Raw genomic sequence first — 24,471 nt, 5'->3', positions numbered from 1 at the left:
GGGGGGCGGGGGGCCGGCGTGCGCCCCGGCGGCGCCCGGTCCCGGTCCACGGCCGCACGCGCGTTGTCAGGAGCCTGACAAGCGCCCGCCGGAACACCTGGGTTGAGTCGCAAGAGCCGCGCGGCCCGCCGTCCGTACGGTCGAAGCCCCACTGGAGCACGCGTCGGACCGGGAGCGGCAGATGAGCGGACGATCGGAGTTCGGGCGGCGCACCGCGTCGGCCGCGCGGGCGGGCGGGATGTTCGTCCGCAGCGGGCTGTGGCGCCCCGGGCCGCCGCTCCGGGTCGCCCGGCAGCTCGGCGCGCTGCGCCGCTGGGGCACCCTGCTCGGCGGGACGGTCGCGTCCGCCGCCGCCCGCGACCCGGACGCCGTCGCGATCGCCGACGACCACGGCGAGCTGACGTACGGGGAGGTCGACGCCCGCACCGACCGGCTCGCCGCCGCGCTGCGCGGGATCGGCGGGGCGCCCCGCGTCGCGGTGCTGTGCCGCAACCACCGCGGGATGGTCGAGACGCTCGCCGCCTGCGGGAAGGCCGGCGCGGACCTCGTCATGCTGAACACCGGGATGGGCACCGACCAGCTCGTCGCGGTCGTCCGCCAGCAGGAGGCCGACGTGGTGATCGCGGACGAGGAGTTCGGCGCGTTCCTGAGCGCGCTGCCGAAGACGGTCCGGGCCGTCACCGCCGGGTCGCCGGACGCGGAGCTGGAGACGCTCATCGCGACGGCGCCCGCCGGGCCGGTGGAGCCGCCGGGCCGCACCGGCCGGACGATCGTGCTCAGCTCCGGCACGACGGGCCGCCCGAAGGGCGCCGACCGCAAGTCCCGGCCCGGCCTGCAGCCGCTCGCGTCGATCCTGTCCCGCATCCCGTACCGGGTGCACGAGCGGATGCTCATCGAGGCGCCGCTCTTCCACACCTGGGGATACGCGATGCTCCAGGTCGCGGTGTCGCTGCGCGCCACGATCGTGCTGCGCGCCCGGTTCGACCCGGAGCTGACGCTGCGGTCGGTGGAGGCGACCGGCGCGACGGCGCTCGTGGCCGTCCCCGTCATGCTCCAGCGGATCATGGACCTGCCGGCCGCCGTCCGCGCGAAGCACGACACGTCGGCGCTGCGGATCGCGGCGGTCAGCGGCTCGGCGCTGCCCGCGACGCTCGCGACCGCGTTCATGGACGCGTTCGGCGACGTCCTCTACAACCTGTACGGGTCGACGGAGGCGTCCTGGGTCACCATCGCCACCCCCGCCGACCTGCGCGCCCACCCGGACACCGCGGGCACCCCGCCGCCCGGCACCCGCGTCGCGGTCCTCGACGACGACGGCCGCCCCGTCCCGCCCGGCACCACCGGGCGCATCTTCGCCGCGAACGAGCTGCTGTTCGACGGCTACACCGGCGGCGGCTCCAAGGAGATGCGGGACGGCCTGATGAGCCTCGGCGACCTCGGCCACCTCGACGCCGACGGGCGCCTGTTCGTGCACGGCCGCGACGACGACATGATCGTGTCCGGTGGCGAGAACGTGTTCCCCGCCGCGATCGAGGCGGCCGTCGCGGCGCTGCCGCAGGTCCGCGAGGTCGCGGTGACCGGGGTGCCGGACGAGGAGTTCGGGCAGCGCGCCGCCGCCTTCGTCGTGCTCCACGACGGCGAGACGCTCGACGCCGACGCCGTCCGCGCGCAGGTCCGCGACCGCCTCGCCCGCTTCGCCGTGCCCCGCGACGTGCACTTCCTGGACGCCCTGCCCCGCAACGCCACCGGCAAGGTCGTCCGCCGGGCCCTCCGGCAGTGATCGCGTCGCCGCCGGCGTCAGGCCCCGGCGGGCCTTCCCGCGGCGGGCGGAGCGGCGATCGCCGCGTCGCTCCGGCTCGCCTCCAGGGCTCGCTGCGCGATCAGGCCCTCGCTTCGCTCGACCCCGTCTTCGCGGCCGACGGCACGGGCTCGTTCTCCTGAGAGATCTCGAACCAGAGGCGGGTGCGGCGGGGGGTCTGGTCGAGGCCCCACTCGTCGGCGAGGGCGTCGATGACGGTGAGGCCGCGGCCGTGGTCGATGCGGCGGCGGCCGTGCAGGTCGTCCTGGACGGGGCCCTCGTCGGACACCTCGACGCGCACCCGCCGCCCGTCGGTCTCGACGGCGACCGTGATGGAGCCGCTGCCGTGCAGGACGGCGTTGGCGATCGCCTCGGCGGCCATCAGCTCGACGTCGTCGAGCAGCTCGTCCCGCGCGACGACCTTCGCGGCCAGCTCGCGCACGGTCCGCCGCGCGCGCCGGCCCTCCGCCGGGTCGCCGACGAAGCCGAACGGTTCGCCGAGCCGTTCCATCGCAGTCACCGCATCACCACATCGAGTCGGAAGCGCAGTGCAATCATTCACCTGCGGTGCGTGATCGGGCAATGCGCCGGACGAGTCGATCCGCGCCTTTCCGGGACGCGCCCGCCGGACCGGGGCGCCGCGCCCCGCGTCGGGGACGCGCGTACCCCCGGCCGGGACCGGTCCAATGCCCGGTCATCGACCCCTTCGCGGGAGCCTACGGTATGGATCACCGTGCCATCGCCGCCTTGCGAAAATGGCGAACCGCCCCGCCCGCACGGCACATCGCGCCCGCACGATCGGGCGCCGGGCCGGTCGTTCGAACGTACGGCGCGGTACCACTCACCCGGACGCACAAAAACGGCGGATTCTCCGTGCCCGGGGTCCAATCGCCGGACGCCCTCGCCATGTCACCATCCGTTTCGTCAGCGTTTGTTGCCCGGCGGGCGGCCGTACAAGGGGGTGCCGCCGCCGGGGGCCGCCTCTGGCTCCGGACCGGGGCCCACCCCCGGAGGTGCACCCGTGAACAGCAGTGAGATCGTGTGGGCCGCCGTCCTCGCCTGCACCGCGCAAACCGTCTACTTCATCGCCTTCGTCCTGTTCAAGACGGCCGTCGGGCGGATCGGCCCGCTCGGCGGCCGGCGGCCGCTGCACGGCGCGGCGCTGCTGCTGCGCAGCCCCCGCTGGGTCGCCGGGGTCGCGGTCGTCCTCGCGGGCTTCGCGCTGTTCGCGGGCGGGCTGATCAGCCTGCCGGTGGTCGCGGCGCTGCCCGCGTACGGGATGAGCCTCGCGCTGCTCCTCGTCGTCGGGATGAGCGGGTTCGGTGAGCGGCCCACGTCCCGGGAGTGGCTGGCCGTCGCCATCGTCGTCGCCGCGATGGTCACCGCGGCGCTGTCGGTGCTGCCCGCGCGGGGCGAGACGCTCGCCGGCGCCCTGCACCGGCCGGACGGCGCCGCGGCGGCCCAGGCGCTGCCGCTGTGGAAGGCGGGGCTGGTCTTCGTCCCGTCGCTGGGGCTGCCGCTGTGGATGTTCTTCGTCCGGGACCGGCTCGTCGCGGGGCGCCACGCGCGTCCGATCACCGGCATCGCCTACGGGCTCGGCGCGGGCGTCCTGCTCGGCGCGACGGAGGTGTTCGGCCAGGGCATGGCGATGATGCTGGCCGGGCACCGCGGCGCGGCGGTGCTGTCCACCCCGCACCCGTACCTGTTCGTCGCGGCGGGCGCGCTCGGGCTCGGCCTGCTGTCCATCGGCCTGCAGCGCTGCCGGCTCACCATCATCGTCACCGTGGTGACCGTGACCGCGAAGACGCACCTGCTGCTGTCGGCCACCCTGCTGTACGGCGAGCCGTGGCCGCACGCGCCGGCGCTGTTCCTGCTGCGGCTCGCGGGCGTCCTGCTGGCCGTCCTGGCGCTGCTGGCCTTCCCCCGGCACGAGCAACCCGCCGCGCCCGGCGGCGAGCGCCGCCCCGCGCCGCGCCCGGTCCGCCGTGCGGAGCCCGAGCGACCCGCCGCCGAGCGCCCCGTGGGCTGGACGGCGCCGCGTGCGACCGGCCGCTACGCCAGGACGCCCGCCCGGTTCCCGGACGGCCCGTCCGCGCGGCCCGGCACCCCGCCGGCGAGCCCGCCCCCGGCCGGGTGGCCGGTCGTGCGGCCCGTGCAGCCGCCGGACGGCCAGGTCCGCTTCCCCGCGGGCGGGTGACCGTCACCGCGCGAGCGTCCAGGCGGTGGTCTCCAGGCGGCCGGTGTTGCCGAGGTCGAGGGGCCCGTTGGCCGGGACGACGAGGACGGGCCGCCCCGGCGCCGGGCGGACCTCCAGGTAGCTGCCGTTGACGGCCGGGACGGTCGACTCGGTGACGAGGTTGCGCCAGACGATCCCGATGCGGGCCGACCCGCCGGGCGCGACGGTCACCGGCTTCGGTCCCGGGTCCTTGATCTGGCGCGTCCCCTCGACGGCGCGGACGTCGAACGGCTGCCGCTTCTCGTCGAGGACGCGCAGGGCCGGGTAGCCGTTCAGCCGGTACGGCCGCGTGCCGCAGTTGCGCAGTTCGACCCAGGCCGCGCGCAGTCCCATCGCGGCGTCGGGCCGGTCCATCGAGAGGCTGACGCCGTCGGGGGAGCAGGCCGTCGAGGGGTTCGGCGTGGGCGACGCGAGCGTCGGGGCGGGGGACGGCCCGCCGGACGGCGCGCCGGACGCGGGCACCGGCGGGACCCCGGACGCGGTGCCATGCTCCGACCCGCACGCGCCCGCGGCCGGCACGGCGGCGAGCACTCCCGCCACCACGACAAACCGCCGCAAACCCCCCGAAAATCCGTTCACCGCGCCATCATCCCAGACGGCCGCCGTGCGGCCCGCGCAGCCGAAGCATCGGCACGACATCGCCACATCCCGCCCACACCGCGCACGCGAACGCCGACCCGGCCCGGCCCGGCCCGGGGCGCGGGCGGGACCGGGCCGGCGTCGGCGGTCCTCCTCGAGGCGGTCCTCCTTGAGGCGGGTCCTACTTGAGGCGGCGCAGTTTCGGGACGGGATGGGAGACGGGCGTCGGGCGGCGCGGCCCGGCCGACGGGCGGCGCGAGCGCAGGAACGCGGCGCGCAGCGCGACCTCGATGCCGAACCGGGCCTCCGGGTCGTCGAGCTCCTCGCCGAAGGTCTGCTCGATCTTGCGCATCCGGTAGCGGACGGTCTGCGGGTGGATGTGCAGCAGCTCGGCGATCTCGGCGGCGGTGCCGCGGGTGACCAGCCAGGTCCGCAGGGTCTCGGTGAGCCGGTCCTGCTGGCCCGGGGTCATGCCGTCGAGGATGCCGAGCCGGCGCCGGGTCAGCTGCTCGACCAGCGCCGGGTCCGACAGCAGCCACAGCGTGACGAGGTTCTCCTCGCACAGGACGACCTGCTCGTCGTCGAAGACGCCGTCGAGGGCGAGGGACAGGGCCTGGCGCGCCCAGCGCAGCGAGTCGGCGGCCTGCGCGGGCGGCACCGTGAGGCCGACCGCGACGCGGCGGCCCGGGACCGCCGCGTCCAGCATCGCGCGGCGCGCGTCGGTGAACGGGCCGGGCATCAGCAGGTGCGGCGCGGCGCACTCCAGGTCGGCGAGGACGTCGTCGTCCAGCGCCGTCCAGACGCAGCGGGCCTCGGGTTCGACGGCGACCAGGGTGACCTCGGCCGGAACGGTCCAGCCGGCGGCCTCGGCCGCCTCGGCGACGTCGCAGCCCGGTTCGCCGACCAGGCGGTGCAGCAGGCGGCGGCGCCGGTCGTCCATCGCGGGGATGGGCCGGGCCCGCGCCTCCAGGTAGCCCTCCAGCGACAGCGCGGCGAGCTCGTCGAGGTAGACGAACAGCGCGTCGGCGAGGCGGGACATGACGGCGGAGGAGATGTCGTGGCGCGGCGCGACCTTCATGACGCGCCGCCACGCGACCTGGCCGCCGATCCGGTAGGCGGCCTGCAGGCTGTCCATGCTGCGGCCCTCGTGCGCCTCGTACTGGCCGAGCATGCGGGCGGTGCCGGCGGAGCCGTCGTTCACGGCGGGCGTGCCGGGCGGGGCGCCGGGCGGCGCGGCGACCCGGTCGACGAACGCCGACAGGCTGTGCTCCACGCTGATCCGCAGCACGTGCCCGTACGGGCCGTCGATGGGACGGGCGTACTCGGGGATGGCGCGGCGGATCTCGGCGACGATCTCCTCGGCGAGGCTGGGCAGTTCGGGGCGCATGATGCGGGCGAGCCGCGGCGGGAGCGGGGCCGAGCGCTCGGCGAGACCTCCAGGGTCGAGGGTTCTGGTCATCGGACACCTCCGTCACCGCGTTCCGCGCGTGCCGGGGAGCGGGGGGTCGGGGTGGGGTCGCCCCTCCCGACCCGGCAGGCGCGGGCGGCGGTAGTTCGAGACCGCGGGCGGGGGTGGGACGCGCTGAGCGGGGACCCCCGCGCGCCTGCCGTCCGCGGTCCAGGACGTTTCGACGGTACGCAGGGGCACGGGGGGCGTTCTGTAGAGCAAAAGAACAAATCACGGTGGCCGCTGCTCATCTGCTTATAAGCGGCCGCGTGGACGGCGATCTAGACGCTTGACCTGCTGGCCGTCCGCAAAGTGCCGAATATCAGGTGATTTCCTGATTATTTATCGCCGGGTGTTAGAAGAAGATTCAGATTCGGCGGCCGCCCCGCCCGTCCGGACGTGGCGGCCGCCGCGAGGCGCCCGGCGGGCGCCCGGTGGGTCAGCCGCAGAAGGCGGTCTCGGCGGCCTTGGCGAGGTCCGCGCGGAACGCCGGGTCGTACTCGAACTTGGACTCGTTGTAGGTGATGATCGCCTGGCGGCGGCCGTCGGCGCTGGTGTAGGTCCACGTCCGGTAACCGGGGAAGCCGCCGTCGTGGCCCCAGCCGTACCCGCACGAGAACGTGATGCGGGCCGCGCCGAGGCCGTAGTCCTCCACCACGCCGTCGTCGTTGACGGGCCGGACGGTCCGCATCTCGCGCATCTGCTCGGCCGGGAGGAGCCGGCCGGTGAACAGGGCGCGGTGGAAGCGCGCCACGTCGTCGACCGTGCTGACGATGCCGCCGGACGTCCGGGCGCTCGACGGGCTGATCTGCGTGCTGACGTCGCCGTAGGAGTCGTAGTAGCCGTGGACGTACGGGCCGGGGAAGCGGGGGTCCGTCGTGGGGTAGTAGGTGTGCCGCAGGCCCAGCGGCGTGAAGATCCGCCGCTGGAACTCCGTGCCGACGGGGTGCCCGGTCGCCTTCTCGATGATCATCCCGGCGAGGATGTAGTTGGTGTTGGCGTAGTTCCAGCTCGTGCCCGGCGCGTACAGCGGCGGCTTCTCGGTCGCGATGGCGATCAGCTCGGCGGGCCGCCAGGCCCGGGACGGGTCGGACATCACGCGCGGGTCCTGCGTGTAGTCGTTCAGCCCGCTGGTCTGCGCGAGCAGCTGCCGGACGGTGATCTTCGATCCGTCGTTGCCGTTCGCGGCGACCAGGCCGGGCAGCCACTTCTCGACGGTGTCGTCCAGGGACAGCCGGTGCTCGGCGGCGAGCTGCAGCACGACCGTCGAGGTGAACGTCTTGGTGACGCTGGCGACGCGGAACAGCAGCCGGGCGTCCATCGGCGCGCCGGTCGCCTTGTCCGAGACGCCGGCGGTGACGTGCGCGACCCGGCCGCCGCGCCGCGTCAGGACGATCACGCCGGGCACCCCGTCCGCGACCAGCTTGTCCGCGCTCTCCTGCACCTTCTTGTCCAGCCCCTTGCCGTTCCCCGGGCGGGCGGCGGCCCTGGCGGAGCCCGCGGCGTTCGCTGCGGGCACGGCGGCGGCGGTGAGCGCGGCGCCGGCCAGCGCGGTGGACAGGACGCGGACCATCATGCGTGCCATGGGGCTCTCCTCAACGGCTCGGAAGCTGACGTCATCAAGACTTCCGGCCCCGGGACCGGCGCACATTGGCCCTGAACACCCTCTCGGGGGTGTACCTACCGACACCTCCGACCGCCGCGGTCGCGGCGTGCCGCACAATTGTCGATCAAGCCCGTACCCCCGGACGAGGAGAGCAGCCGTGTCGTTCAGCGAGGAAGAGATCGCCTACATGAGGTCGCAGCGGCTGGCGCGGATCGCCACCGTCGCGCCGGACGGTCAGCCGGACGTGTCCCCGGTCGGGTTCGACTTCGACGGGACGCACCTGTTCGTGGGCGGCGGCGACCCGGCGAGGACCCGCAAGTTCCGCAACGTGGGGTCCGGGAACACCAAGATCGCGATCGTCATCGACGACGTGCCCTGCACCGACCCGTGGTCGCCCCGGTACCTGCGCGTCTACGGCGAGGCCGAGCTGGTCGAGCGCGAGACCGCCTCCGGTCCGCGCCCGTACATCAGGATCACGCCGCTGCTGTCGTGGAGCTGCAACCTGGACGGCCGCCCCCTCACCGGCGACCGCAGCGTCAAGCGCACCGTGCACCGCCCCTGACCTCGCCCGGCGCCCTAGGCTCGGGTCATCGGACGACGCGGGAGGACGAGGTGGCCGAGACGGCGTTGAGCGAGGTGATGGCCGAGCTGGCCGCGCTGGAGGACCCGAAGGCGCGCGCGGTGAACGAGAGGCACGGTGACGACCACGGTGTGAACCTCGGGAAGCTGCGCGCGCTCGCGAAGCGGCTGAAGACGCAGCAGGACCTCGCGCGCCGGCTCTGGGAGACCGGCGACGGCGCGGCGCGGCTGCTGGCGCTCCTCATCTGCCGTCCCAAGGCGTTCGAGCGCGGCGAGCTGGACGCCATGATGCGCGAGGCGCGCACCCCCAAGGTTCAGGACTGGCTCCTGAGCTACGTGGTGAAGAAGAGCCCGCACGCCGAGGAGCTGCGCCTCGCCTGGTCCGGCGACCCTGACCCGGCGGTCGCGGCCGCCGGGTGGGCGCTGACCGCCGACCGCGTCGTGAAGAGGCCCGAGGGCCTCGACCTCACGGCGCTGCTCGACGTCATCGAGGCGGAGATGAAGGACGCCCCCGACCGCCTGCAATGGGCGATGAACACCTGCCTCGCCCAGATCGGCATCGAGCATCCCGAGCACCGCGCCCGCGCGATCGGCATCGGCGAGCGCCTGGGCGTGCTCAAGGACTACCCGACGTCCCCGGGCTGCACGTCCCCGTACGCACCCGTCTGGATCGGAGAGATGGTGCGCCGCCAGGGGGACGGCACGTCGCCGGCGGCGCGGTAGGGCGCCGCCGGCTCCGTGACGTGCGGACGGATGCGTTCACCGCGACCGGGCGGGTTCGGGGTCGGGCGCGTTGCGGCGGAGTGTGCCGGTTCCGTCGAGGTGCTGGAGGGCGAGGTGAGCGGCGGCGATGCCGACCTCGGCGAGGAGTCCGGGCGCGGCGGACTGGTCCGTGGCCACGGCGAGGGCGTCGCCGCGCCCGACGGCCGGACGGTCGCGCCAGGTGGTCCCGGGCAGGTCCAGGGCCCCGCTGCAGTCGGTGCGCACGGCGCCGCGCTGCCACTCCACCGCGGCGCGCCAGCCGGGCCACGCCTGGTCGAGGAGGCCGTGCACCCGGCGTTCGGCGTCGCCCTTCCGCTCGCCGGGGGCGCACGCGGCGGCGATCTGGACGAGCTCGCGGCCGTCCGGCGCGAGCGAGGGGTCGGCGAGGCTGTAGCGGGCGACGTAGATCCGGTCGTCCAGGTCCGACAGCCGGAACCAGTCGGGGCCGGAGCCGGCGCGCATGCCGAGGTCGAACGTCGCGGTGCGGGCGCCGGGCCAGGCGAGCGACGCGTCGCCGGTCAGCCGGCGCGCCGTGGCGAGGCCGGTGGCGATGATCGCCGGGCCTCCGGGTGGTTCGGACGCCCGCGTTCCGGTGCTCGTCCGCACGCCGAGGGCGGCGGCGCGGTCGGCGAGGATGTCGACCAGCGTGGACCAGCCGCCCGCCACGTACCGGACGCCGCCCGCGAGCGCGCGGCGCAGGCGCTCGTGGACGAACGCGGCCGACAGCCGTCCGGGGTCGTGGTCGAAGGTGAAGACGAAGCAGACGCCGATGATCGCCTCGGCCGTCCGCGCGCCGACGTGCCGGAGCAGCCAGGCCCGGTACGGCTCCTCCGCCGGCGCCGCGCCGGGCAGCGCCGCGATGGCCGCGCCGAGTTCGTCGGGCCACGGGCCGAGCCGGCCCTCGGACCGGACGAGGCGGGCGCGGGGCGGCGCCTCCACGACCGGCGGGACGAGGTCCCGGCGTTCCAGCCACTCCCACCACGCCCCGTCGACGTAGATCGCGTGGGGACCGGTGTTGGCGCGGTAGGGGCCGTCCAGCGTGCGCGCCCGCCCGCCCGGCCGGGAGTGCGCCTCGACGACGGACACCCGCCGGCCGTGCTCGGCCGCCTCGATGGCGGCGGTCAGGCCGGTGAGCCCGGCGCCGACGATCGTCAGGTCTGGTTTCACAGGTCAGGCCCTTCTGTGGGGTTCTGTGCGGTTCCTCCTGTCTGGAAGGTGGCGGCGAACGCCCGGAAGGTTCCGGCTAATCTGCGGGACGTGGACCCGGAGACCGTCGCCGCCGCCCAGCGGGGCGACGCGCTCGCGCTGGACCGGCTCATCGACGAGCTGGCCCCGTACGTCCGCCGGCTGTGCGCGCGGATCGCCCCGGCGGCGGCCGACGACGCGGCGCAGGAGGCCCTGCTGGAGATCTTCCGGGGGCTGCCGTCGCTGCGCGCCCCGGAGGCGATCATCACGTGGGCGCGGTCGGTCACCGTCCGGACCGCGGCCCGCCTCGCCCATCGCGACGACCGGGAGGTCGCCTCGGACGGGACGCTCGTGGACCGTTCCGCCCCGTCCCGCGAAGGGCTGGTGGACATCGACGACGCCCTGGCGCGCCTGCCGGTGCCCCAGCGGGTGGTGCTGGTCCTGCGCACGCATGAGGGCCTCAGCGAGCAGGAGATCGCGGCGGCTCTGGGGATTCCGATGGGCACCGTGAAGTCCCGGCTGCACCGGGCCAGGGCCGCGTTCCGGGAGGTGTGGGAGGCGTGAGCGAACCCGCGGCGCTGCCCGGCATGGATCCGATCGACCGCCTCGCGGTCCTGGAGGCGGGGCTGCCCGGCGCCGTCGTCCGGCGGCGCCGCGTCGCCGCCCCCTTCGACGCCGTGTGGCGGGTCATCGCGGACCTGGAGAACACCGTCCCCCGCTACGAGACCGCCGTCGACAGCGTGCGGATCGTCGAGGAGCGCGGCGAGTTCCTGCGCCTGATGGTGCGGGACGTGGCGGGCCGCGAGGACGCGGTGGACGCCCGGCTCCGGCCCGGCTGGTGCCTGATGCAGTCGGCCACGGTCGTCGTCGCCTTCGCCGCCCGCCCGCTCGACGGGGAGACCCTGCTCGCCCATCTCGAGCACCGGCGCCCGCAGGACGCCGCGCCGCCAGGCCCCCCGAGCGCGCCGGCCGACCGCGCCGCCGCGGTCGCGAAGATCGACGAGGAGCTCCGGACGATCGAGGAACTCGCCACCGGCGGGAGCCGCTGATGCCGCCCCCGGCTGATCCCGCCCCCGGCTGGTGCCGCACGCTGCGCGTTTGAGATCGACCTTCCTGGCGAGACTCCCACCGTGCGGCGCGACGGCGGGAAGGGACGGGCGGATGAAGCGGGTCGTCGCGCGGCGCGATTTCCTCGTGGCGGGTGCCGTCGGAGGGTCCGGCATGCTTCTGCCGCCGGCCTTGCGGGCATCACCGGCTGACGCGGCGCCGGTCAACGGACCCGGAGGCGCCGGAGCGGTGGTGACCCCGCCCTTGAAAAAGTACGTCGACTCGCTGCCCCGGCTGGTGACGGCCATTCCGGAGACGTCCGCCTATCCGGGCGCCGACTACTACGAGCTCACGATGCGGCAGCACGAGTGGCGCTTCCACCGGGATCTTTCTCCGGCCCCCGCATGGGGTTATTGGGCCGAGAATCCGAGCGACCCCGGAAAGCCGCTCGGAATGGGCTACCTCGGGCCGACGATCCGCGCGACCAGGAACCGTCCGGCGGTCGTCAAATACCGCAACGAACTCCCGGCCGGACCCCACATGTTCCAGTCCGCGCTGGACCGCATCCGCAAACGGGATCCTCACGTCGTGCCGCCGTCGCATCACGGGATGCCGTCCCTTCCGCCGGACGTGGACGTGTGGAACGTCGTCCACCAGCACGGCGGCTTCACCCCGCCGCAGTCGGACGGGGCGCCGGCGCAGTGGTTCAGCCCCGAGGGCGTGCGCGGCCTGTCGTACACCACTCTCGACCCGGCCAATGCCGCGCCCAACGAGGCGATCTACGCCTACACCAACCGCGAGCGCTCGGCGATGCTCTGGTACCACGACCACGCCATGGGGATCACCAGCCTCAACGTCTACGCGGGCCTGGCCGGGCTCTGGCTGGTCGACGACCCCGCCGAGGAGCGGCTCGGCCTCCCGCGCGGCGAGTTCGAGGTCCCGCTCGTCCTCCAGGACCGGACGTTCAACGAGGACGGTTCGCTCGCCTACACCATGCCCCGCGTGGAAGGCGCGGACACCCCCGTCGTCAACGGGAAGGCATATCCCTATCTGGAGGTGCGGCCCCGCCGCTACCGGCTGCGCATTCTCAACGGTTCCAACGAACGTTTCTGGCGGCTGCGTTTCCAGACCGACGGGAAGGAGTTCCTGCCGTTCTGGCTGATCGGCACGGACGGCGGCCTCCGCTCCCCGCTGCAGATGCTGAACTTCCTCATATCGCCGGCCGAGCGGTACGACCTGATCATCGACTTCGGCGGGCTTCCCCCGGGCGCGAACGTCACCTTGACGAACTACAACGCGCCCGTCCACTACCCCTCCGGCGGCGGACCGGAGATCTCCGGGATCATGCGGTTCCGGGTGACCGGACGGACGTCCGGCGGCGCGGACCCGACGACCCCGCCCGCGGAACTCGCCGTCCGCCCCGTCGCGCCGATCCGGCTGAAACGGGGTACCCGCCGCCGCGAATGGGTCGTGTACCAGAAGGCCCTCTTCCACAGCATGACGTTCAACGGCGTCCCGTTCATGGCGCCGTGCGAGGACTTCGTCAAGGCGGGCTCGTCCGAGATCTGGGAGTACGTCAACCCGAACCACGAGGCCCACCCGATGCACGTCCACCTCGTCAACTTCCAGGTGCTGAACCGGCAGCCGATCGACGCGACCGCCTACCGGCACGCCTTCGAGGCATGGCTCGGCGGCGGCCGCAGGCCCGAGGAGAGGCCGGTGCTGGAGCGCTACGTCACCGGCCCGCCGAGCCCGCCCGATCCGGACGAGGCGCGTTCCTGGAAGGACACCGTCAAGGTCTATCCGGAGTCGGTGACCCGGATCGTCATCGACGGCTTCGACCCGCCGATGGGCCGGATCGCGTCGATCCCCGCCAGCGGCACCGAGTTCCCGGCGACGTACATCCAGCACTGCCACATCCTCGAACACGAGGACGACGACCTCATGCGCCCCTGGACGATCGTCGAGGGCCCCTACGAGCCGTCCTGACCGGAGGCACCGAAAGAAACCCGGGAACCGCGCCAATCGGTCGCGCGAAGGAATTCCTCCCAGCTCAGTGCGCCGGAGTCGATGCTCCGGCTCCACTGCATGTCACGGTCATCCCGGTAGTACCCGAACTCCACCGCATACTCGGCCATGCCGAGGATCTCGTCGACCAGCAGAGGGTTCTCTCCCAGTTCGGGGAAGTAGGTGAGCAGTTCTTCCCGGGAACAGGCGCTCCGATATTCGGCCTTGAGGCCGGTGACCCGGGAGAAGGAGTCGACCATTTCGGCGGGGGAGATGACGTCGCCGACGACCGGCAGGGAGGCGCCGAGGTAGGCGCTGGGGTCGGAGAACACCTGGAGGACGGCCGGTCCTGTCGCGGTGAGCGGGTCGACGAACGGAGCACGGAAGTGTTCGGGCAGGTAGAAGGGCATGAGCACCGTATCGCCATCGAATCGTGGCGCGTAGTACTCCAGTGCGTTCGTGTAAAAGAACGCGGGCATGACGAAGGTGTGCGCGATGGGCAGGGTCCGAATATGCTCTGCGATGAGCGCCTTGTCGGTGAAGTGCGGGGCATATTTGGTGCCCGACGACCTCTCCTGGACATTCTCGAGCGCGCTGAAGACGATGTGCCCCACACCGGCCTCGACCGCCGCATCGGCGAGCTGGCGACCAAGGAGGAGTTCGTCGGTCGACGGCGGCGCGACGGGCGGCGTCATGAGGAAGGCCCCATCGGCCGAGCGGAACGCCTGCACGAACTCGCGCTGGTGATCCGGCTCCAGGGGAACGGAGAAGAGCTCCGCGCCCTTCATCGCCAGGTTCCGAGCCTGGAGTGAGCCGGCGTTCCGCGTCAGGGCGCGCACCCGGAACCTTCCGCTCTCGAGCAAGGAGGTGGCGACACTCCTGCCCTGCTTGCTGGTCGCGCCCGAGACGACGATCAACGGCTTACCGGTAGCGGACATCACGCACTCTTTCCTGTGAGGGCCCGACGCTCGCGAGAGGCGGCCGGCGGGAGTACCGGTCACACCGGCGTCGGGCGGTGACCGGAGTCATCATATCGACGGATCGCGATGCGTCAATGTGTTGCCCGGAGTGCGGGCTCGCCGCACCCATCGGCGCTCGATCGCCTTCGCGTCCGGCATGAGGACCGCGAGGCCCAGCTCGGCGCGTCACATCGAGATATAGTGGTGCATGGATGCGAGAGAGGAGCCGTCATGGCGAAGCCGCCCGCGACGGACCCGGGGCCAGGTGACCTCGAAGGCGCGGTCGAGGTCCTGAAGGCCCTGGCGAACCCGGCGAGGTTGCAGATCATGAACTGGCTTCAGGACCCTCATCGGGAGTTCGCGCAGTGGGAGCCGATCGCCGATCGCGACGAATTCGGGGTCTGCGTCAGCCATCTGCAGGCGAAGTCGGGGCTGGCGCAGTCGACGGTCTCGTCGTATATGGCCACCTTGGAGCGCGCTGGCCTCGTACGGTCCACGCGCATCGGCAAGTGGACCCACTACAAGCGCGACGACGACACGATGTCCCGGCTCGCGGAGATGCTCCGCAGCACGCGGTGACGCGGCAGGAAGATCAGTACGCCCGGCGCCCGGTGTGCGGTGGCGCCGTCCCGTAGAGCGCCATGACCTTGCGGAACAGGTCCTGCTCGCTGCCGAAGCAGGCGCAGATCCCGCGGTCGGCGTGGCCTGACCATGAGACCGGCCGGGCTCCGGCAACTCCAAGACCTGCGCCGCTCGCTCCTCGATCCGCCCCGCCGGCTTGCTAGATCATGCCTCCGGCGGCGTTGATGGTCTGGCCGGTGATCCAACGGGCGGCGTCGGAGGCCAGGAACGCGACGACCTCGGCGATGTCATCGGGTTCGCCCAGGCGGCCCAGCGGTGTGCGGGCCATGGCGTCGTCGATGACGTGCGGAGGCACGGTGGCGATGACGTCCGTGCGGGTCAGGCCGGGCAGGACGCTGTTGACCGTGACGGACCTGGAGCCCACCTCCCAGGCCAGCGTACGGGCGAGCTGGTCGCCGGCGGCTTTGCCGGCGACCAGCAGTGCCATGCCCGGCAGCGGTGACACCGTGAGGGCCGAAGAGATCAGGATGATCCGGCCGTGGTCGCTGATGCGCCGTGCGGCCTCGCGCAGTGCGACGAACGTGGCCCGTACGTTGGCGTGCAGGTACTGGTCGAAGTCGTCATCGGTGGTGCGGGCCAGCGGCCCGGCGGTCGCCGGGGCGGCGTTGTTCACCCACACGTCCACATGCCCGTACCGGCTCTCGGCCGCGTCGAACAGCTCCTTGACGGCCTCGGGGCGGGTGATGTCGGTGCGGACCGCGGTGGCCTGCCCGCCCGCGTCCTTGATCTGGGCCACGGCCCGCGCGGCCGTCTCCTGATCGCGAGAGCCGATGACGACATCCATCCCCGCCGCGGCGAGCCGATCGCTGATCGCCCGCCCGATGCCGCGTGATCCGCCGGTGACGACCGCGACCCGATCCACGGTGCGCATGGCCACTCCAATTAGTCGACTGTATGGATAGTCCAGAGTATCGACTAACTTGGTTGAGAGTGTCAACTGTCCAGGCAGTAGACTTCCCGCATGGCCGACGCATCCGATGACGAACTCGTCGAGACGCTGATCGGCGTCTTCATGGAGATCGACGGTCTGTTCAGCACAGCAAGCCGCCGGCTAGGGCTGACCCCCCAGCAGGCGCAACTGCTGTGCTTCGCCCAGCACCTGCAGCCGTCCTTCGGCGAGCTTGCGACCCTGCTGCACTGCGACAAGACCAACATCACCGGCCTGGTCGACCGGCTTCAGCGACGCGGCCTGCTCACCCGCCAACCCGACCCCGACGACCGCCGGGTGAGCCGCGTCCACCTCACCGCCCAGGGCGAAGCGGTCACCGGCAAGTTCCAGCAGGCCATCAACACCACCCTGACCACGCGCTTCAGCTCCTGGCCCAGCACCCAACGCGACAGCCTCGTCCACCTGCTCCAAAACGCCACGACGGCACTACGCCACTGACCTGCGCCACCCCGCTCCGACACACCACCAGGCATACAGAGCCGATAACACCACGAACGTCCCCCTGTCCTATCGGGTACGGCACTCACCGCCATCCCCGCGGACGCGACCCGCATCCCGCACACGCGCTGGGGTTCACGCCGGCCCCGCCGCGAAGCACGCGCCGCTCACAGCGCTCGACCTCCGCTGAGGCACGTCCCCCGGTGTTTCACCGCACGGCGTCCCTGTGGCGCCAGACCCATCAAGCGACAACGATCAGGGCGAGGTCGGCCACCGCGGCCAGCGTGACGACTCCGGCGACCACCCCCCAGGCTCCCTGCGCGATCGGCCCGAGCGCCCCCAGATGCACCCGCGTGTCCTGGCCGACCCTTGGAGTGCCCCACCCCGAGGATCTCACCGGACTCGAGCCGCCCACCCGCGTCCGTCCACGTTCCCGAGCACATGCCTCCTCGGCCTCGGCTGCAGTCATCGACGTGCGCGACGACCAGGGCGCCCCTCGTCATGGTCAGGACCACCACCACGGCGAGCCAGTCGGCGACCACCGTCGCCAGAAGCAGGGCGAGCCCCCACAACCGCGCGATCATGACCGGAAGGTAAGCCCGGCCCCCGCCCGGCCACAAGGGCGGCCGGGTCGGTAACCCGTCAGCCGGGCCACCGCGCTTCACCTGATCAACGAGCCGGACGAAGCCGCCGGCGAAGACACTGAAGCTGCTTGAATGTGCCGGTCGTGATGGTCACCCGGGCGGACGGGTGGAGCGCATTCTGATCTTGATGTCGGCGTCGCCGTGGCGTGCCACTTCCCGTAGGCCGAGGCGCTGGTAGAGGGCGTGCGCACGGTGGTTGACCGCGAGCACGTCCAGGACCAGGTCCTTGCCCTGCTGCTCGGCCTCGTCCAGGAGCGCGGTGATGAGGCGGGTGCCGATGCCGCGTCCTTGGTGCTTGGGATGGACCTCGATGCGGCCGAGGTACACCTCGGTAGCGCGGTACTCGACGCTGAGCATGCCGATATCGGCCCCGTCGGCGGTGATGATCTGCCAGTGGCCGGGGTCGAACCCGCGCGTGTGGTAGTCCCGCTGGTCCTGCTCGTCCCACCCCCAGATGGCGGCGACGTAGTCACCCATCGCGGCCTCGTGCAGTTGGAAGCAGAACTCACTGTCGGCGGGCGTGGTCGGCCGCAGCGCGATGCCGCTCACGCGGCGTCCTGCCCGGAGCGCTCGACCAGGACGCCGCCGCAGAAGAAGGAACCGGGACGGACGACAAGGTGCGGTCCGTTGACCGCGCGCCCTTGGGCGCCTCCCACCTCAAGGGAGATCAACTCGGACATGAGGGAACCCTTCAAACGGAGCAGCCGGTCGGGCCACACCCTGCTAATGATGGAGCCCGCTCACGATAGGTCGAAGGCGTGACAGCAACCCAGATGCAGCCCGGAAGCCGTGGGCGGCCGGAGATCCGCATGCTGTTCGTCTTCGACCCGGACCGGAGCCGCGAAGGACAAGGAGGGCGGACGATGAGCACCGGACGCCGCTGGCAGGACATCAAGGCCGAAGCACACCGCCGTAACCCGGAACTGGCCGAGCCCGAGCGGCAGGCTCGCGCGCGCCGAACTGGACGCCTACGTCGCCGGCCACCATCTCAAGGAACTTCGCAAGGCCGTCGGCAAGACACAGACCGAGGTCGCCCAGATCCTCGGTGTCTCACAGTCCCGGGTCTCACAGATCGAGAACGGCGACATCGAAGCCATGGAGTTGGAGACACTCCGCGCCTACGCCACCGCACTCGGCGGACACGTGGACATCACCGTCAGCGTCGGCCCCCACTCCATCAAGGTCGCCTGACTCGCGAAGGCTGACAGCAGCAGCGACAGCAGGCACCCACGCCTGCCACGGGCGCACACCGGCAGCCGATCAGGCTCGGGCGATGCTTCGCCGGTAGCGGTGTGCTGTAGGCGGTTGATGGACCTGCGGGTACGGGCCTCGCCTTCGGCCGGTCCGCTTGTCACGGCAGGTCGAAGGCGAGGCGGCGCGCGTTGGGCATGGAGGTTAGATGTTCAGGTCGCCGCGCTTAACCTGGTCGATGAGCTGGGCGAAGCCGGTGGGGGAGAGGACAAGGTGCCCGGTGTCCGGAGCCTTGCTGTCCCGGATTCCTCGTCCTTCGGCGAGCGCGGCGACCTCCACGCAGTCCTGCCCGCCAGCACCGCCGGTGCCACTTCGGTGCGCCTTCCGCCAAATGGCCTCGTTCACTGCGCGCTCTCCATCCGATTGGTGGACGTTCCTGGACGGGCCTCGCCTTCGGCCGGTCCGCTTGTCACGGTAGGTCGAAGGCGAGGCGGCGTGCGTTGGGCGCGGGGGTTAGATGTTCAGGTCGCCGCGCTTGGCGCGGTCGATGAGCTGGGCGAAGTCGTCGGGGGAGAGGGTGAGGTGACCGGCGTCGGGCGCCTTGCTGTCCCGGATTCCTCGTCCCCCGGCGAGGAAGGCGATCTCAACACAGTCCTGACCTCCGCCAGCGCCCGAACCGCTGTGGCTGGATTTGCGCCAAATGGGCTGGCTCACTGCGCGCTCTCCATCCGTTGGTGGACGTCCTTGGACGGGCCTCGCCTTCGGCCGGTCCGCTTGTCACGGTAGGTCGAAGGCGAGGCGGCGCGCGTTGGGCGTGGAGGTTAGATGTTCAGGTCGCCGCGCTTCACCCGGTCGATGAGCTGGGCGAAGGTGTCGAGTGAGAGGGTGAGGTGTCCGGCTTCGGGTGCCTTGCTGTCCCGGATTCCCCGCTCTTCGGCGAGCGCGGCAACCTCCACGCACTCTTCGCCACCGGCACCGCCGGTGCCGCTCCTGGTCGACTTGCGCCAAATCGGCTCGCTCACTGCATGGCCTCCATGACCTTGATTATGAGATCCCTCGTGGAATCTCTTGACAGGGCATCAGCGCCAATTCGGTCATACTGTACCTGGTAGTCGCGGACTTTTGCAGGGTCGGTGATCAAGCGACCGCCACCGACCGCCGCTGACCATGCCACGCCCGCACCGTCCACTTCGAGGAGCGTGAACGCGCCGTCGACTCCGGGGTGCGCTCCGATGGATCGAGGGATGACGCGGACGATGATGTTGTTGCGTCGGCTCATGTCGAGCAAGTGGGCGAGTTGTGCACGCATGATCGCAGGTGCGCCCACGCAGTCCCATAGGACGGACTCTTTTATCAGCACCCAGAGAGTCGGCGGATGTGGCGCGTCGAGGATTTCCTGCCTTGCCATCCGCTCGCTGACCGCGGCGTCTACGTCCTTGACGTTCTGGCCCCCGACGACCAGGGCGCGTGCGTAGTCAGGAGTCTGCAGGAGACCGTGGATCGTAAGTGCGGAGTAGGGACTGACCGCAGTCGCGCGCTGCTCGTAGGAGGTGAACTGGTGGAACCAGTTCGGGTCATGGCTGCTCTCGGCGAGGCGGCGAAGTCGGGCAAAGTGCCCGCGAGTGCGCCAAACGCGGTCGAGAATATCGGCGCGCTCCTGGGGAAGTTTGGCTCCGCCCGATTCCCAGTTCGAAACCGTCGAATTATCGACCTTGCAGATCTCGGCTACTTCGGCCTGTGAGAGGTTGCGTTCGAGACGCCAAACTCGCAGGTCAACGGCTATCCAGTGCCACAGGTTGTGGTCCGGGTCGAGGCGGTCGGCGCGGGCCATTCAAGATCCTTAGTTTGGGGATCGCTGAACGAAACGCGACAAGCCTAATTCGTGGCGTCACAGTGGGGGCGAGTTCGGCCGGGAAAGGTGGGTGTTATGGACGGCAATTCGGGCATACGGGGTAATTCTTGTTCGCGGGACGAGTTCACGCTTCGGTGGCATGCCTATCCGGAGAGCGTGTATCTGACGCGGACGCTCGTCACGCAGGCGTGCGAGGAGTGGGGGCTCGCGGGACACGACTACATCGGGCGGACGATCATGTCCGAGTTGGCGACCAACGCCGTGGTGCACGCCGTCGAGGGGCACGAGATCCAGGCGTGGGTGACGCGGCTGGCCGGCGCGATCGAGTTCCGGGTGTGGGACCCGTCGCACGCGCCGCCGGTCGTCCCGAAGGCGGACTTCGACGCCGAGGACGGCCGGGGCCTGATGATGGTCCGCTCCCTCGCGTCGGGCGGGTGCGGATACCGGCACCTGGACGGGGGCCTGGGCAAGGTCGTGTGGGCGCGGCTGGCCCTGTAGACACCCGCCCGTCCGGCGGGCCGGTGCCGCCCGTGTCCCCCCAGGGGCGGCGCATCGTTCCCCCACACCGCCGGGCGGGCGGGGCCCATTTCGAGAAGAACAGCAATGGAAGGAGCCGGTAGATGGGAAAGCATGGAAACCCGCAGGCCTGCGGGGCATGCGGCGGCAAGGGGTGGACGGAAGTCACTCTCGACAGCAAGACGCAGAAGATCACCTGCGGGTCCTGCAATGGGACCGGGAAAGCGTGAGCGGGTTCGCCGGGCTGCCGCCCGTCGATCGGGGGCTGTTCATTCCGGAGACGGTGTGGGTGGTGCGGGACGGACGGTTCGTGACGCTGTCGCGCGCCGACGAGCCCGAGGAATGGGCGCGGCTCGTGGAGTCGGACGAGCCGATCGCCACGAAGGTGAAGGACGGGATGTGGCCCACGTCCTCGTCGACGGGGCCGTCGATGATGGCGCGGATGATCGCCGCGCTGCGTGTCGAGAGCGGCATGCGCGTTCTGGAGATCGGGACGGGGACCGGGTACAACGCCGCGTGCCTCGCCGGGCTGGGCGCCGAGGTGGTCACTGTCGAGGTCGATCCGGAGGTCGCCGAGCACGCGCGGGGCGCGCTGCGGGCGGCCGGGCTTCCCGGCGTGGTCGTGATCAGCGGGGACGGGGAGCAGGGTGCGCCCGCGCATGCGCCGTTCGACCGGGTGATCGCGACCGCTGCGGCGCATACCGTCCCCTACGCGTGGGTCGAGCAGACCAAGCCGGGCGGGATGATCGTGGTGCCGTGGGCCGCGACGTTCCATCCGGACGGGCCGCTGGCCGTGCTCACCGTGGGGGCGGACGGCACCGCCGAGGGGCGGTTCACCGATCCGTCCTGGTTCATGCCGCTGCAGGGTCAGCGCCTGCCGCAGACGGTCCTTCACGAGACCAGGGAGCGGTGGACGGCGGCGGGCGCGCCGGACGCGTCCCGCTTCGGGGTGACGGTGACGCCGGACGGCCAGCACGTCTGGCTCGACGACCCCGGCACGGCGGTCGGCTGAGCGGAACGGGAAAGGCCGGCGCGCCGCGGGGCCGGCGGTGCGCCGGGTTTTATCGCTTTCTTATAAAAAGCGATCGGGATTCCGCCGTGGCGGCGATTTCGCGGGCGACTCCCTTGTGAGAAGCCTGTGTTAACACGCACACTGGCCGAATATCGGCCTCAGTCTAAGGAGCGGCCATGGGGGCGCTTGCTCTTGCCGTCGCGGCACCGGTCGCCTATGTCGCGGGCTTCACGGTCTTCAAGGTCACGGGTCGCCGGATGCCGCGGCTCACCGGGGCCCGGTTCCTGCACACGACGTGGACGCTGGCGTCCAGCCCCGCGTGGCTGGTCGGGCTGGGCCTGCTGATCGGCGGGATGGTCGTGCAGAGCATCGTGCTGACGCGGATCCCGGTCAGCGCGGTGGTGCCGATGTACGGGCCGGTCATGGTGGTGCTGCTGCTCGTGGCGGTCACCAACTTCCGGGAGCGGGTGACGCCTGGCGAGCTGGGGGCGCTGGCGGTGCTCGTCCTGGCGCTGCTGGCGTTCGCGGCCGCAGGCGGGCTGCTGCGCGGCACCGTCCCCGCCGGGTCGGCCGGTCCGTGGGACCCGCACGCGCCGCTGTGGAAGGTCGCGCTGCTCATCGGGCCGTCGCTGGTGTTCCCGATGTGGCTGTTCGTCGTGCGCGACAGCCCGGTGGACGGGCGGCACGCCAAGCGCGTCACGGGCGTCGCGTTCGGGCTGGGCGCGGGGGCGCTCGTCGGGTGCGCGGAGAGCTCCGGCGCGGCCATCGCCCGGCTCCTGCGGCACGACCCGTCGGCGTGGCAGGAGGTGCTGCGGACGCCGCACCTCTACATCGTCGTCGTCGCGGGGCTGCTCGGGGCGGGGCTGGCGCAGATCGGGCTGCAGCGCTGCCGGCTGTCCGTGGTGATCATCATGCTGGCGGTCGGGTCCAAGGCGTCGCTCTGGCTCGGCGGGATCATGGTGTACGGGCAGCCGTGGCCGGAGACGCCCCGCAAGTTCGCGCTGTCGGCGGTGGGGCTGGTCCTGGCGGCGGCGTCGGTCTTCCTGATCCCGCGCCACGAGCGGGAGGAGCCCGCCGGGGAACTGGCCGGGGAACCGGCCGCCGAGGAGGCCGCCGTTCCCGAGCGGTCGCCGTTCGCTCCGCGGCGCGACGCGTGGGCCGCGCCGGTCCTGCCCGCCCCGGTCGTCGAGCCGCGGCGGGCCGTCCAGCCGCCGCCGGTGCCGCGCAGCGCGGCGGCGATGCGGTACGCGGCCCTGCGGAACGAGGCGGCCGGACGAGGCGACCGGGCCTGAGACCGCTCACGGGACCTGCCCCTCACGCGGCCACCGCGCGGCGGCCCGCGCCTCGTCGCGCTCCCGGATCAGCCGCGCCAGCTCGTTGGTCACCAGGTCGAGGAACGCGTCGACCTCCTCGACGGCGTACCCCTGCGTGAGGCGGGTCGTCGCGAACTTGCGGTCCCGGACGGCCTGCGGGGTGATCCGCCGCTCGCCGCCCGCGTCGTCCGGGCCGCTGCCGAAGCCGGCCAGCCGGCTCTGCCACGCCGGTCTCTTCTTGCCCATGCGACCACTTAACACAGCCCGTCCGGGGCGGGGCGAGCGTTTCTCCGAAGGTGTTGCGGGGGTGCGGATTCCGAACCGTTTTCTTGAAGCCCGGTGAGCATTTTCCGGACGGTGCGGATTCCTGCTGTACGCTGCGCTGCGTCCATTTCCCGGGCGGTCGGGTGTGCGCGCCCTGCGCTGAGGAGTCCGCATGGAACGTGTTATCGAGCATCGTCCCGACACCAGTGGGAAGGCGCGCAGGTTCGCGCTTTTCATGAAGGTCTTCGTCCGGCCGGTGTTCTTCTACAGCCCGCTGACCCGGCTCATGCTGCGCCTCGCGGTCGTCCTGGACTGGGCGGCGCCGCTGCTGATGCGCCCGGAGCGCGGCACCCGCGTCGAACGCGTCGACCTGGACGGCTTCCACGGCGAATGGATCCGCCCCGATGGCGCCGACTCGGGACGCGTGGTGCTTTACCTGCACGGTGGCGGCTTCTTCTGCTGCGGCCTGCGCACGCACCGCGGCTTGGTCGCGAGGATCGCCTCGCGGTCCGGCGCGGTCGCCTTCTCCGTCGCCTACCGGCAGCTTCCCGGATCGTCCCTCGTCATCTCGATGGCGGACGCCCTCAGCGCCTACGCATGGCTGCTGGAGCAGGGGCACGCGCCGGACGACATCGTCATCGCGGGCGACTCGGCGGGCGGTTTCCTCGCCTTCACCACCGCCCTCACCGCCATGGAGAACGGCCTGCCGAAGCCCGCCGGGATCGTCGCGCTGTCCCCGCTGGTGGACCTCGACCACGAGGGCCGCGCGTCCTACGAGTTCACCCGCCGCGACGCCTACGTGCCCGTCCACCGCCTGAAGAAGCTGAACCGCCTGCTCCTGGCCGGGATGGACCCGGGCCCGCTGCCGTCCCCGTGCGACCGGGACCTGCGGGGCCTGCCGCCGGTCCTCATCGTCGCCGGCTCCCGCGAGGCGCTCCGCTACGACGCGGAGCTGATGACGGAGCGGCTCGCCGCCGCCGACGTCCCGCACCGCCTCCAGATCTGGGAGAACCAGGTCCACGTGTTCGCGGCCTTCGCCGGTGCCGTCCCCGAAGGGCACGAGGCCATCAAGGAGGTGGCCGCCTTCATCCGCGAGATCACTCCCCGGGCCGCCGGCACCGCCGCCTGACCGGCCGGGCACGCGGCGGCGCGGTGCGCGGGCGGTCCGCCTCGCACCGCGTCGATCCGCGCGGCCCGGTCAGGGTGTGGAGAACGCCTTCATGCAGGCCAGCAGGGCCGCCTGGGTCTTGGCCTTGTCGGCGCCGGGCGGGGGCGTCCAGGTGCTCACGTTGTCGGGGACGTCGACGCCGTGCGCCCGCATGCACCGGGCGAACGCGGTGACGGTCTTGGACGGCGCGGTCGTCGGCCGGGTCACCTTCGGGCCGGGCCGAGGCGCGGCCGGTGGGGAGGTGGGGGCGGTGGCGGTCGGCGGCGGCGTCGACGCG

At 72.2% G+C, this 24,471-nt stretch carries 29 protein-coding genes; 14 read left to right on the top strand and 15 right to left on the bottom strand.

Annotated elements, in window-relative coordinates; genetic code table 11:
- The first annotated feature begins 181 nt into the window (after positions 1 to 181).
- Positions 182 to 1,780 carry an AMP-binding protein gene (locus ABZ914_RS09040; protein WP_500192496.1) on the top strand — a complete coding sequence of 533 codons (1,599 nt, stop codon included), beginning with the start codon at positions 182 to 184 and terminating at the stop codon, positions 1,778 to 1,780.
- Positions 1,781 to 1,880: 100 nt separating this feature from the next.
- On the opposite strand, the gene ABZ914_RS09035 is transcribed toward ABZ914_RS09040, so the two are convergent.
- On the bottom strand, positions 1,881 to 2,309 hold the full coding sequence (locus tag ABZ914_RS09035) for an ATP-binding protein (protein ID WP_387028111.1): 429 nt from the start codon (positions 2,307 to 2,309) through the stop codon (positions 1,881 to 1,883).
- A 510-nt stretch (positions 2,310 to 2,819) separates the two neighbouring features.
- On the opposite strand from ABZ914_RS09035, the gene ABZ914_RS09030 reads away from it, so the two are divergent.
- On the top strand, positions 2,820 to 3,995 hold the full coding sequence (locus ABZ914_RS09030; RefSeq protein ID WP_500192495.1) for a hypothetical protein: 1,176 nt from the start codon (positions 2,820 to 2,822) through the stop codon (positions 3,993 to 3,995).
- A 3-nt stretch (positions 3,996 to 3,998) separates the two neighbouring features.
- On the opposite strand, the gene ABZ914_RS09025 is transcribed toward ABZ914_RS09030, so the two are convergent.
- The 3 genes from ABZ914_RS09025 to ABZ914_RS09015 all read right to left on the bottom strand — a co-directional run bounded on the left by ABZ914_RS09025 (position 3,999) and on the right by ABZ914_RS09015 (position 7,645).
- A complete protein-coding gene (locus ABZ914_RS09025; protein WP_500192494.1) occupies positions 3,999 to 4,592 on the bottom strand; it encodes a DUF4232 domain-containing protein in 594 nt (197 codons plus the stop codon).
- 202 nt (positions 4,593 to 4,794) lie between these two features.
- Positions 4,795 to 6,072 carry a PucR family transcriptional regulator gene (locus ABZ914_RS09020; protein WP_500192493.1) on the bottom strand — a complete coding sequence of 426 codons (1,278 nt, stop codon included), beginning with the start codon at positions 6,070 to 6,072 and terminating at the stop codon, positions 4,795 to 4,797.
- 427 nt (positions 6,073 to 6,499) lie between these two features.
- Positions 6,500 to 7,645, bottom strand: a complete 1,146-nt coding sequence (locus ABZ914_RS09015; RefSeq protein WP_500192492.1) for a serine hydrolase domain-containing protein — start codon at positions 7,643 to 7,645, stop codon at positions 6,500 to 6,502.
- Between the two features lie 178 nt (positions 7,646 to 7,823).
- On the opposite strand from ABZ914_RS09015, the gene ABZ914_RS09010 reads away from it, so the two are divergent.
- Positions 7,824 to 8,228 (top strand): PPOX class F420-dependent oxidoreductase, encoded by a 405-nt coding sequence (locus ABZ914_RS09010; RefSeq protein ID WP_500192491.1) that lies wholly within the window; start codon positions 7,824 to 7,826, stop codon positions 8,226 to 8,228.
- Positions 8,229 to 8,278: 50 nt separating this feature from the next.
- On the top strand, positions 8,279 to 8,968 hold the full coding sequence (locus ABZ914_RS09005; protein WP_500192490.1) for a DNA alkylation repair protein: 690 nt from the start codon (positions 8,279 to 8,281) through the stop codon (positions 8,966 to 8,968).
- 36 nt (positions 8,969 to 9,004) lie between these two features.
- Here the strand turns inward: ABZ914_RS09005 and ABZ914_RS09000 are convergent, their stop codons facing one another.
- A complete protein-coding gene (locus tag ABZ914_RS09000) occupies positions 9,005 to 10,174 on the bottom strand; it encodes an NAD(P)-binding protein (protein ID WP_500192489.1) in 1,170 nt (389 codons plus the stop codon).
- Positions 10,175 to 10,264: 90 nt separating this feature from the next.
- Here ABZ914_RS09000 and ABZ914_RS08995 point away from each other — a divergent pair, with 90 nt between their 5' ends.
- The 3 genes from ABZ914_RS08995 (at position 10,265) to ABZ914_RS08985 (ending at position 13,228) form a co-directional block, all read left to right on the top strand.
- Positions 10,265 to 10,756: an RNA polymerase sigma factor gene (locus ABZ914_RS08995; RefSeq protein ID WP_433143472.1), complete on the top strand. Its 492-nt coding sequence runs from the start codon at positions 10,265 to 10,267 to the stop codon at positions 10,754 to 10,756.
- Positions 10,753 to 11,241 (top strand): hypothetical protein, encoded by a 489-nt coding sequence (locus tag ABZ914_RS08990; RefSeq protein WP_500192488.1) that lies wholly within the window; start codon positions 10,753 to 10,755, stop codon positions 11,239 to 11,241. Before ABZ914_RS08995 ends, ABZ914_RS08990 begins: the two co-directional genes overlap by 4 nt.
- Before the next feature lie 250 nt (positions 11,242 to 11,491).
- A complete protein-coding gene (locus ABZ914_RS08985; RefSeq protein ID WP_500192487.1) occupies positions 11,492 to 13,228 on the top strand; it encodes a multicopper oxidase family protein in 1,737 nt (578 codons plus the stop codon).
- Here the strand turns inward: ABZ914_RS08985 and ABZ914_RS08980 are convergent.
- Positions 13,213 to 14,184, bottom strand: a complete 972-nt coding sequence (locus tag ABZ914_RS08980; protein WP_500192486.1) for an NmrA/HSCARG family protein — start codon at positions 14,182 to 14,184, stop codon at positions 13,213 to 13,215. The two genes, ABZ914_RS08985 and ABZ914_RS08980, sit on opposite strands and share 16 nt — an antisense overlap.
- A gap of 252 nt (positions 14,185 to 14,436) precedes the next feature.
- Between ABZ914_RS08980 and ABZ914_RS08975 the strand changes: the two genes are divergently transcribed.
- Positions 14,437 to 14,784 carry an ArsR/SmtB family transcription factor gene (locus ABZ914_RS08975; RefSeq protein WP_500192485.1) on the top strand — a complete coding sequence of 116 codons (348 nt, stop codon included), beginning with the start codon at positions 14,437 to 14,439 and terminating at the stop codon, positions 14,782 to 14,784.
- A gap of 202 nt (positions 14,785 to 14,986) precedes the next feature.
- Here the strand turns inward: ABZ914_RS08975 and ABZ914_RS08970 are convergent, their stop codons facing one another.
- A complete protein-coding gene (locus tag ABZ914_RS08970) occupies positions 14,987 to 15,718 on the bottom strand; it encodes an SDR family NAD(P)-dependent oxidoreductase (RefSeq protein WP_500192484.1) in 732 nt (243 codons plus the stop codon).
- A gap of 90 nt (positions 15,719 to 15,808) precedes the next feature.
- On the opposite strand from ABZ914_RS08970, the gene ABZ914_RS08965 reads away from it, so the two are divergent.
- Positions 15,809 to 16,234 (top strand): MarR family winged helix-turn-helix transcriptional regulator, encoded by a 426-nt coding sequence (locus ABZ914_RS08965; protein WP_500192483.1) that lies wholly within the window; start codon positions 15,809 to 15,811, stop codon positions 16,232 to 16,234.
- Positions 16,235 to 16,968: 734 nt separating this feature from the next.
- Here the strand turns inward: ABZ914_RS08965 and ABZ914_RS08960 are convergent.
- Positions 16,969 to 17,427 (bottom strand): GNAT family N-acetyltransferase, encoded by a 459-nt coding sequence (locus ABZ914_RS08960; RefSeq protein ID WP_500192482.1) that lies wholly within the window; start codon positions 17,425 to 17,427, stop codon positions 16,969 to 16,971.
- Complete coding sequence (locus ABZ914_RS08955; RefSeq protein ID WP_500192481.1) at positions 17,424 to 17,558, bottom strand: hypothetical protein; 135 nt, start codon at positions 17,556 to 17,558, stop codon at positions 17,424 to 17,426. Before ABZ914_RS08955 ends, ABZ914_RS08960 begins: the two co-directional genes overlap by 4 nt.
- 280 nt (positions 17,559 to 17,838) lie before the next feature.
- On the opposite strand from ABZ914_RS08955, the gene ABZ914_RS08950 reads away from it, so the two are divergent.
- Entirely contained in the window at positions 17,839 to 18,069 is a 231-nt protein-coding gene (locus ABZ914_RS08950; protein ID WP_500192510.1) for a helix-turn-helix domain-containing protein, read from the top strand.
- A gap of 204 nt (positions 18,070 to 18,273) precedes the next feature.
- On the opposite strand, the gene ABZ914_RS08945 is transcribed toward ABZ914_RS08950, so the two are convergent.
- From ABZ914_RS08945 to ABZ914_RS08930, 4 genes are all read right to left on the bottom strand, one after another.
- Positions 18,274 to 18,474, bottom strand: a complete 201-nt coding sequence (locus ABZ914_RS08945) for a DUF397 domain-containing protein (RefSeq protein ID WP_500192480.1) — start codon at positions 18,472 to 18,474, stop codon at positions 18,274 to 18,276.
- A gap of 108 nt (positions 18,475 to 18,582) precedes the next feature.
- Positions 18,583 to 18,783, bottom strand: a complete 201-nt coding sequence (locus tag ABZ914_RS08940) for a DUF397 domain-containing protein (protein WP_500192479.1) — start codon at positions 18,781 to 18,783, stop codon at positions 18,583 to 18,585.
- Between the two features lie 107 nt (positions 18,784 to 18,890).
- On the bottom strand, positions 18,891 to 19,091 hold the full coding sequence (locus tag ABZ914_RS08935; RefSeq protein ID WP_500192478.1) for a DUF397 domain-containing protein: 201 nt from the start codon (positions 19,089 to 19,091) through the stop codon (positions 18,891 to 18,893).
- Positions 19,088 to 19,900: a helix-turn-helix domain-containing protein gene (locus tag ABZ914_RS08930; protein ID WP_500192476.1), complete on the bottom strand. Its 813-nt coding sequence runs from the start codon at positions 19,898 to 19,900 to the stop codon at positions 19,088 to 19,090. The genes ABZ914_RS08935 and ABZ914_RS08930 overlap by 4 nt, the downstream gene beginning before the upstream one ends.
- Before the next feature lie 96 nt (positions 19,901 to 19,996).
- Between ABZ914_RS08930 and ABZ914_RS08925 the strand changes: the two genes are divergently transcribed.
- From ABZ914_RS08925 to ABZ914_RS08915, 3 genes are all read left to right on the top strand, one after another.
- Positions 19,997 to 20,419, top strand: a complete 423-nt coding sequence (locus tag ABZ914_RS08925) for an ATP-binding protein (RefSeq protein ID WP_500192475.1) — start codon at positions 19,997 to 19,999, stop codon at positions 20,417 to 20,419.
- Between the two features lie 244 nt (positions 20,420 to 20,663).
- Positions 20,664 to 21,449, top strand: a complete 786-nt coding sequence (locus tag ABZ914_RS08920; RefSeq protein ID WP_500192474.1) for a methyltransferase domain-containing protein — start codon at positions 20,664 to 20,666, stop codon at positions 21,447 to 21,449.
- A gap of 176 nt (positions 21,450 to 21,625) precedes the next feature.
- On the top strand, positions 21,626 to 22,741 hold the full coding sequence (locus ABZ914_RS08915) for a hypothetical protein (RefSeq protein WP_500192473.1): 1,116 nt from the start codon (positions 21,626 to 21,628) through the stop codon (positions 22,739 to 22,741).
- 6 nt (positions 22,742 to 22,747) lie between these two features.
- On the opposite strand, the gene ABZ914_RS08910 is transcribed toward ABZ914_RS08915, so the two are convergent.
- The gene (locus ABZ914_RS08910; RefSeq protein ID WP_500192472.1) at positions 22,748 to 23,008 is read right to left on the bottom strand and encodes a DivIVA domain-containing protein; all 261 of its coding nucleotides are present in this window, start codon (positions 23,006 to 23,008) and stop codon (positions 22,748 to 22,750) included.
- A 190-nt stretch (positions 23,009 to 23,198) separates the two neighbouring features.
- Here ABZ914_RS08910 and ABZ914_RS08905 point away from each other — a divergent pair, with 190 nt between their 5' ends.
- Positions 23,199 to 24,155, top strand: a complete 957-nt coding sequence (locus ABZ914_RS08905) for an alpha/beta hydrolase (protein ID WP_500192471.1) — start codon at positions 23,199 to 23,201, stop codon at positions 24,153 to 24,155.
- A gap of 69 nt (positions 24,156 to 24,224) precedes the next feature.
- Here the strand turns inward: ABZ914_RS08905 and ABZ914_RS08900 are convergent.
- The coding region (locus ABZ914_RS08900) for a hypothetical protein (protein WP_500192470.1) at positions 24,225 to 24,471 on the bottom strand (247 nt) is incomplete at its 5' end.

The sequence above is a fragment of the Spirillospora sp. NPDC046719 genome, assembly GCF_040645715.1.
Lineage (GTDB): Bacteria > Actinomycetota > Actinomycetes > Streptosporangiales > Streptosporangiaceae > Spirillospora.
Note: the sequence above shows the minus strand (reverse complement) of the source record. Positions and strands in the feature narration are given on the sequence as shown.

Coding starts and splice junctions, on each gene's coding strand:
- ABZ914_RS09040 (WP_500192496.1), top strand. CDS start 182: ATGAGCGGACGATCGGAGTTCGGGCGGCGCACCGCGTCGGCCGCGCGG.
- ABZ914_RS09035 (WP_387028111.1), bottom strand. CDS start 2,309: ATGGAACGGCTCGGCGAACCGTTCGGCTTCGTCGGCGACCCGGCGGAG.
- ABZ914_RS09020 (WP_500192493.1), bottom strand. CDS start 6,072: ATGACCAGAACCCTCGACCCTGGAGGTCTCGCCGAGCGCTCGGCCCCG.
- ABZ914_RS09015 (WP_500192492.1), bottom strand. CDS start 7,645: ATGGCACGCATGATGGTCCGCGTCCTGTCCACCGCGCTGGCCGGCGCC.
- ABZ914_RS08980 (WP_500192486.1), bottom strand. CDS start 14,184: ATGTCCGCTACCGGTAAGCCGTTGATCGTCGTCTCGGGCGCGACCAGC.
- ABZ914_RS08975 (WP_500192485.1), top strand. CDS start 14,437: ATGGCGAAGCCGCCCGCGACGGACCCGGGGCCAGGTGACCTCGAAGGC.
- ABZ914_RS08970 (WP_500192484.1), bottom strand. CDS start 15,718: ATGCGCACCGTGGATCGGGTCGCGGTCGTCACCGGCGGATCACGCGGC.
- ABZ914_RS08965 (WP_500192483.1), top strand. CDS start 15,809: ATGGCCGACGCATCCGATGACGAACTCGTCGAGACGCTGATCGGCGTC.
- ABZ914_RS08955 (WP_500192481.1), bottom strand. CDS start 17,558: ATGTCCGAGTTGATCTCCCTTGAGGTGGGAGGCGCCCAAGGGCGCGCG.
- ABZ914_RS08930 (WP_500192476.1), bottom strand. CDS start 19,900: ATGGCCCGCGCCGACCGCCTCGACCCGGACCACAACCTGTGGCACTGG.
- ABZ914_RS08925 (WP_500192475.1), top strand. CDS start 19,997: ATGGACGGCAATTCGGGCATACGGGGTAATTCTTGTTCGCGGGACGAG.
- ABZ914_RS08915 (WP_500192473.1), top strand. CDS start 21,626: ATGGGGGCGCTTGCTCTTGCCGTCGCGGCACCGGTCGCCTATGTCGCG.
- ABZ914_RS08910 (WP_500192472.1), bottom strand. CDS start 23,008: ATGGGCAAGAAGAGACCGGCGTGGCAGAGCCGGCTGGCCGGCTTCGGC.
- ABZ914_RS08905 (WP_500192471.1), top strand. CDS start 23,199: ATGGAACGTGTTATCGAGCATCGTCCCGACACCAGTGGGAAGGCGCGC.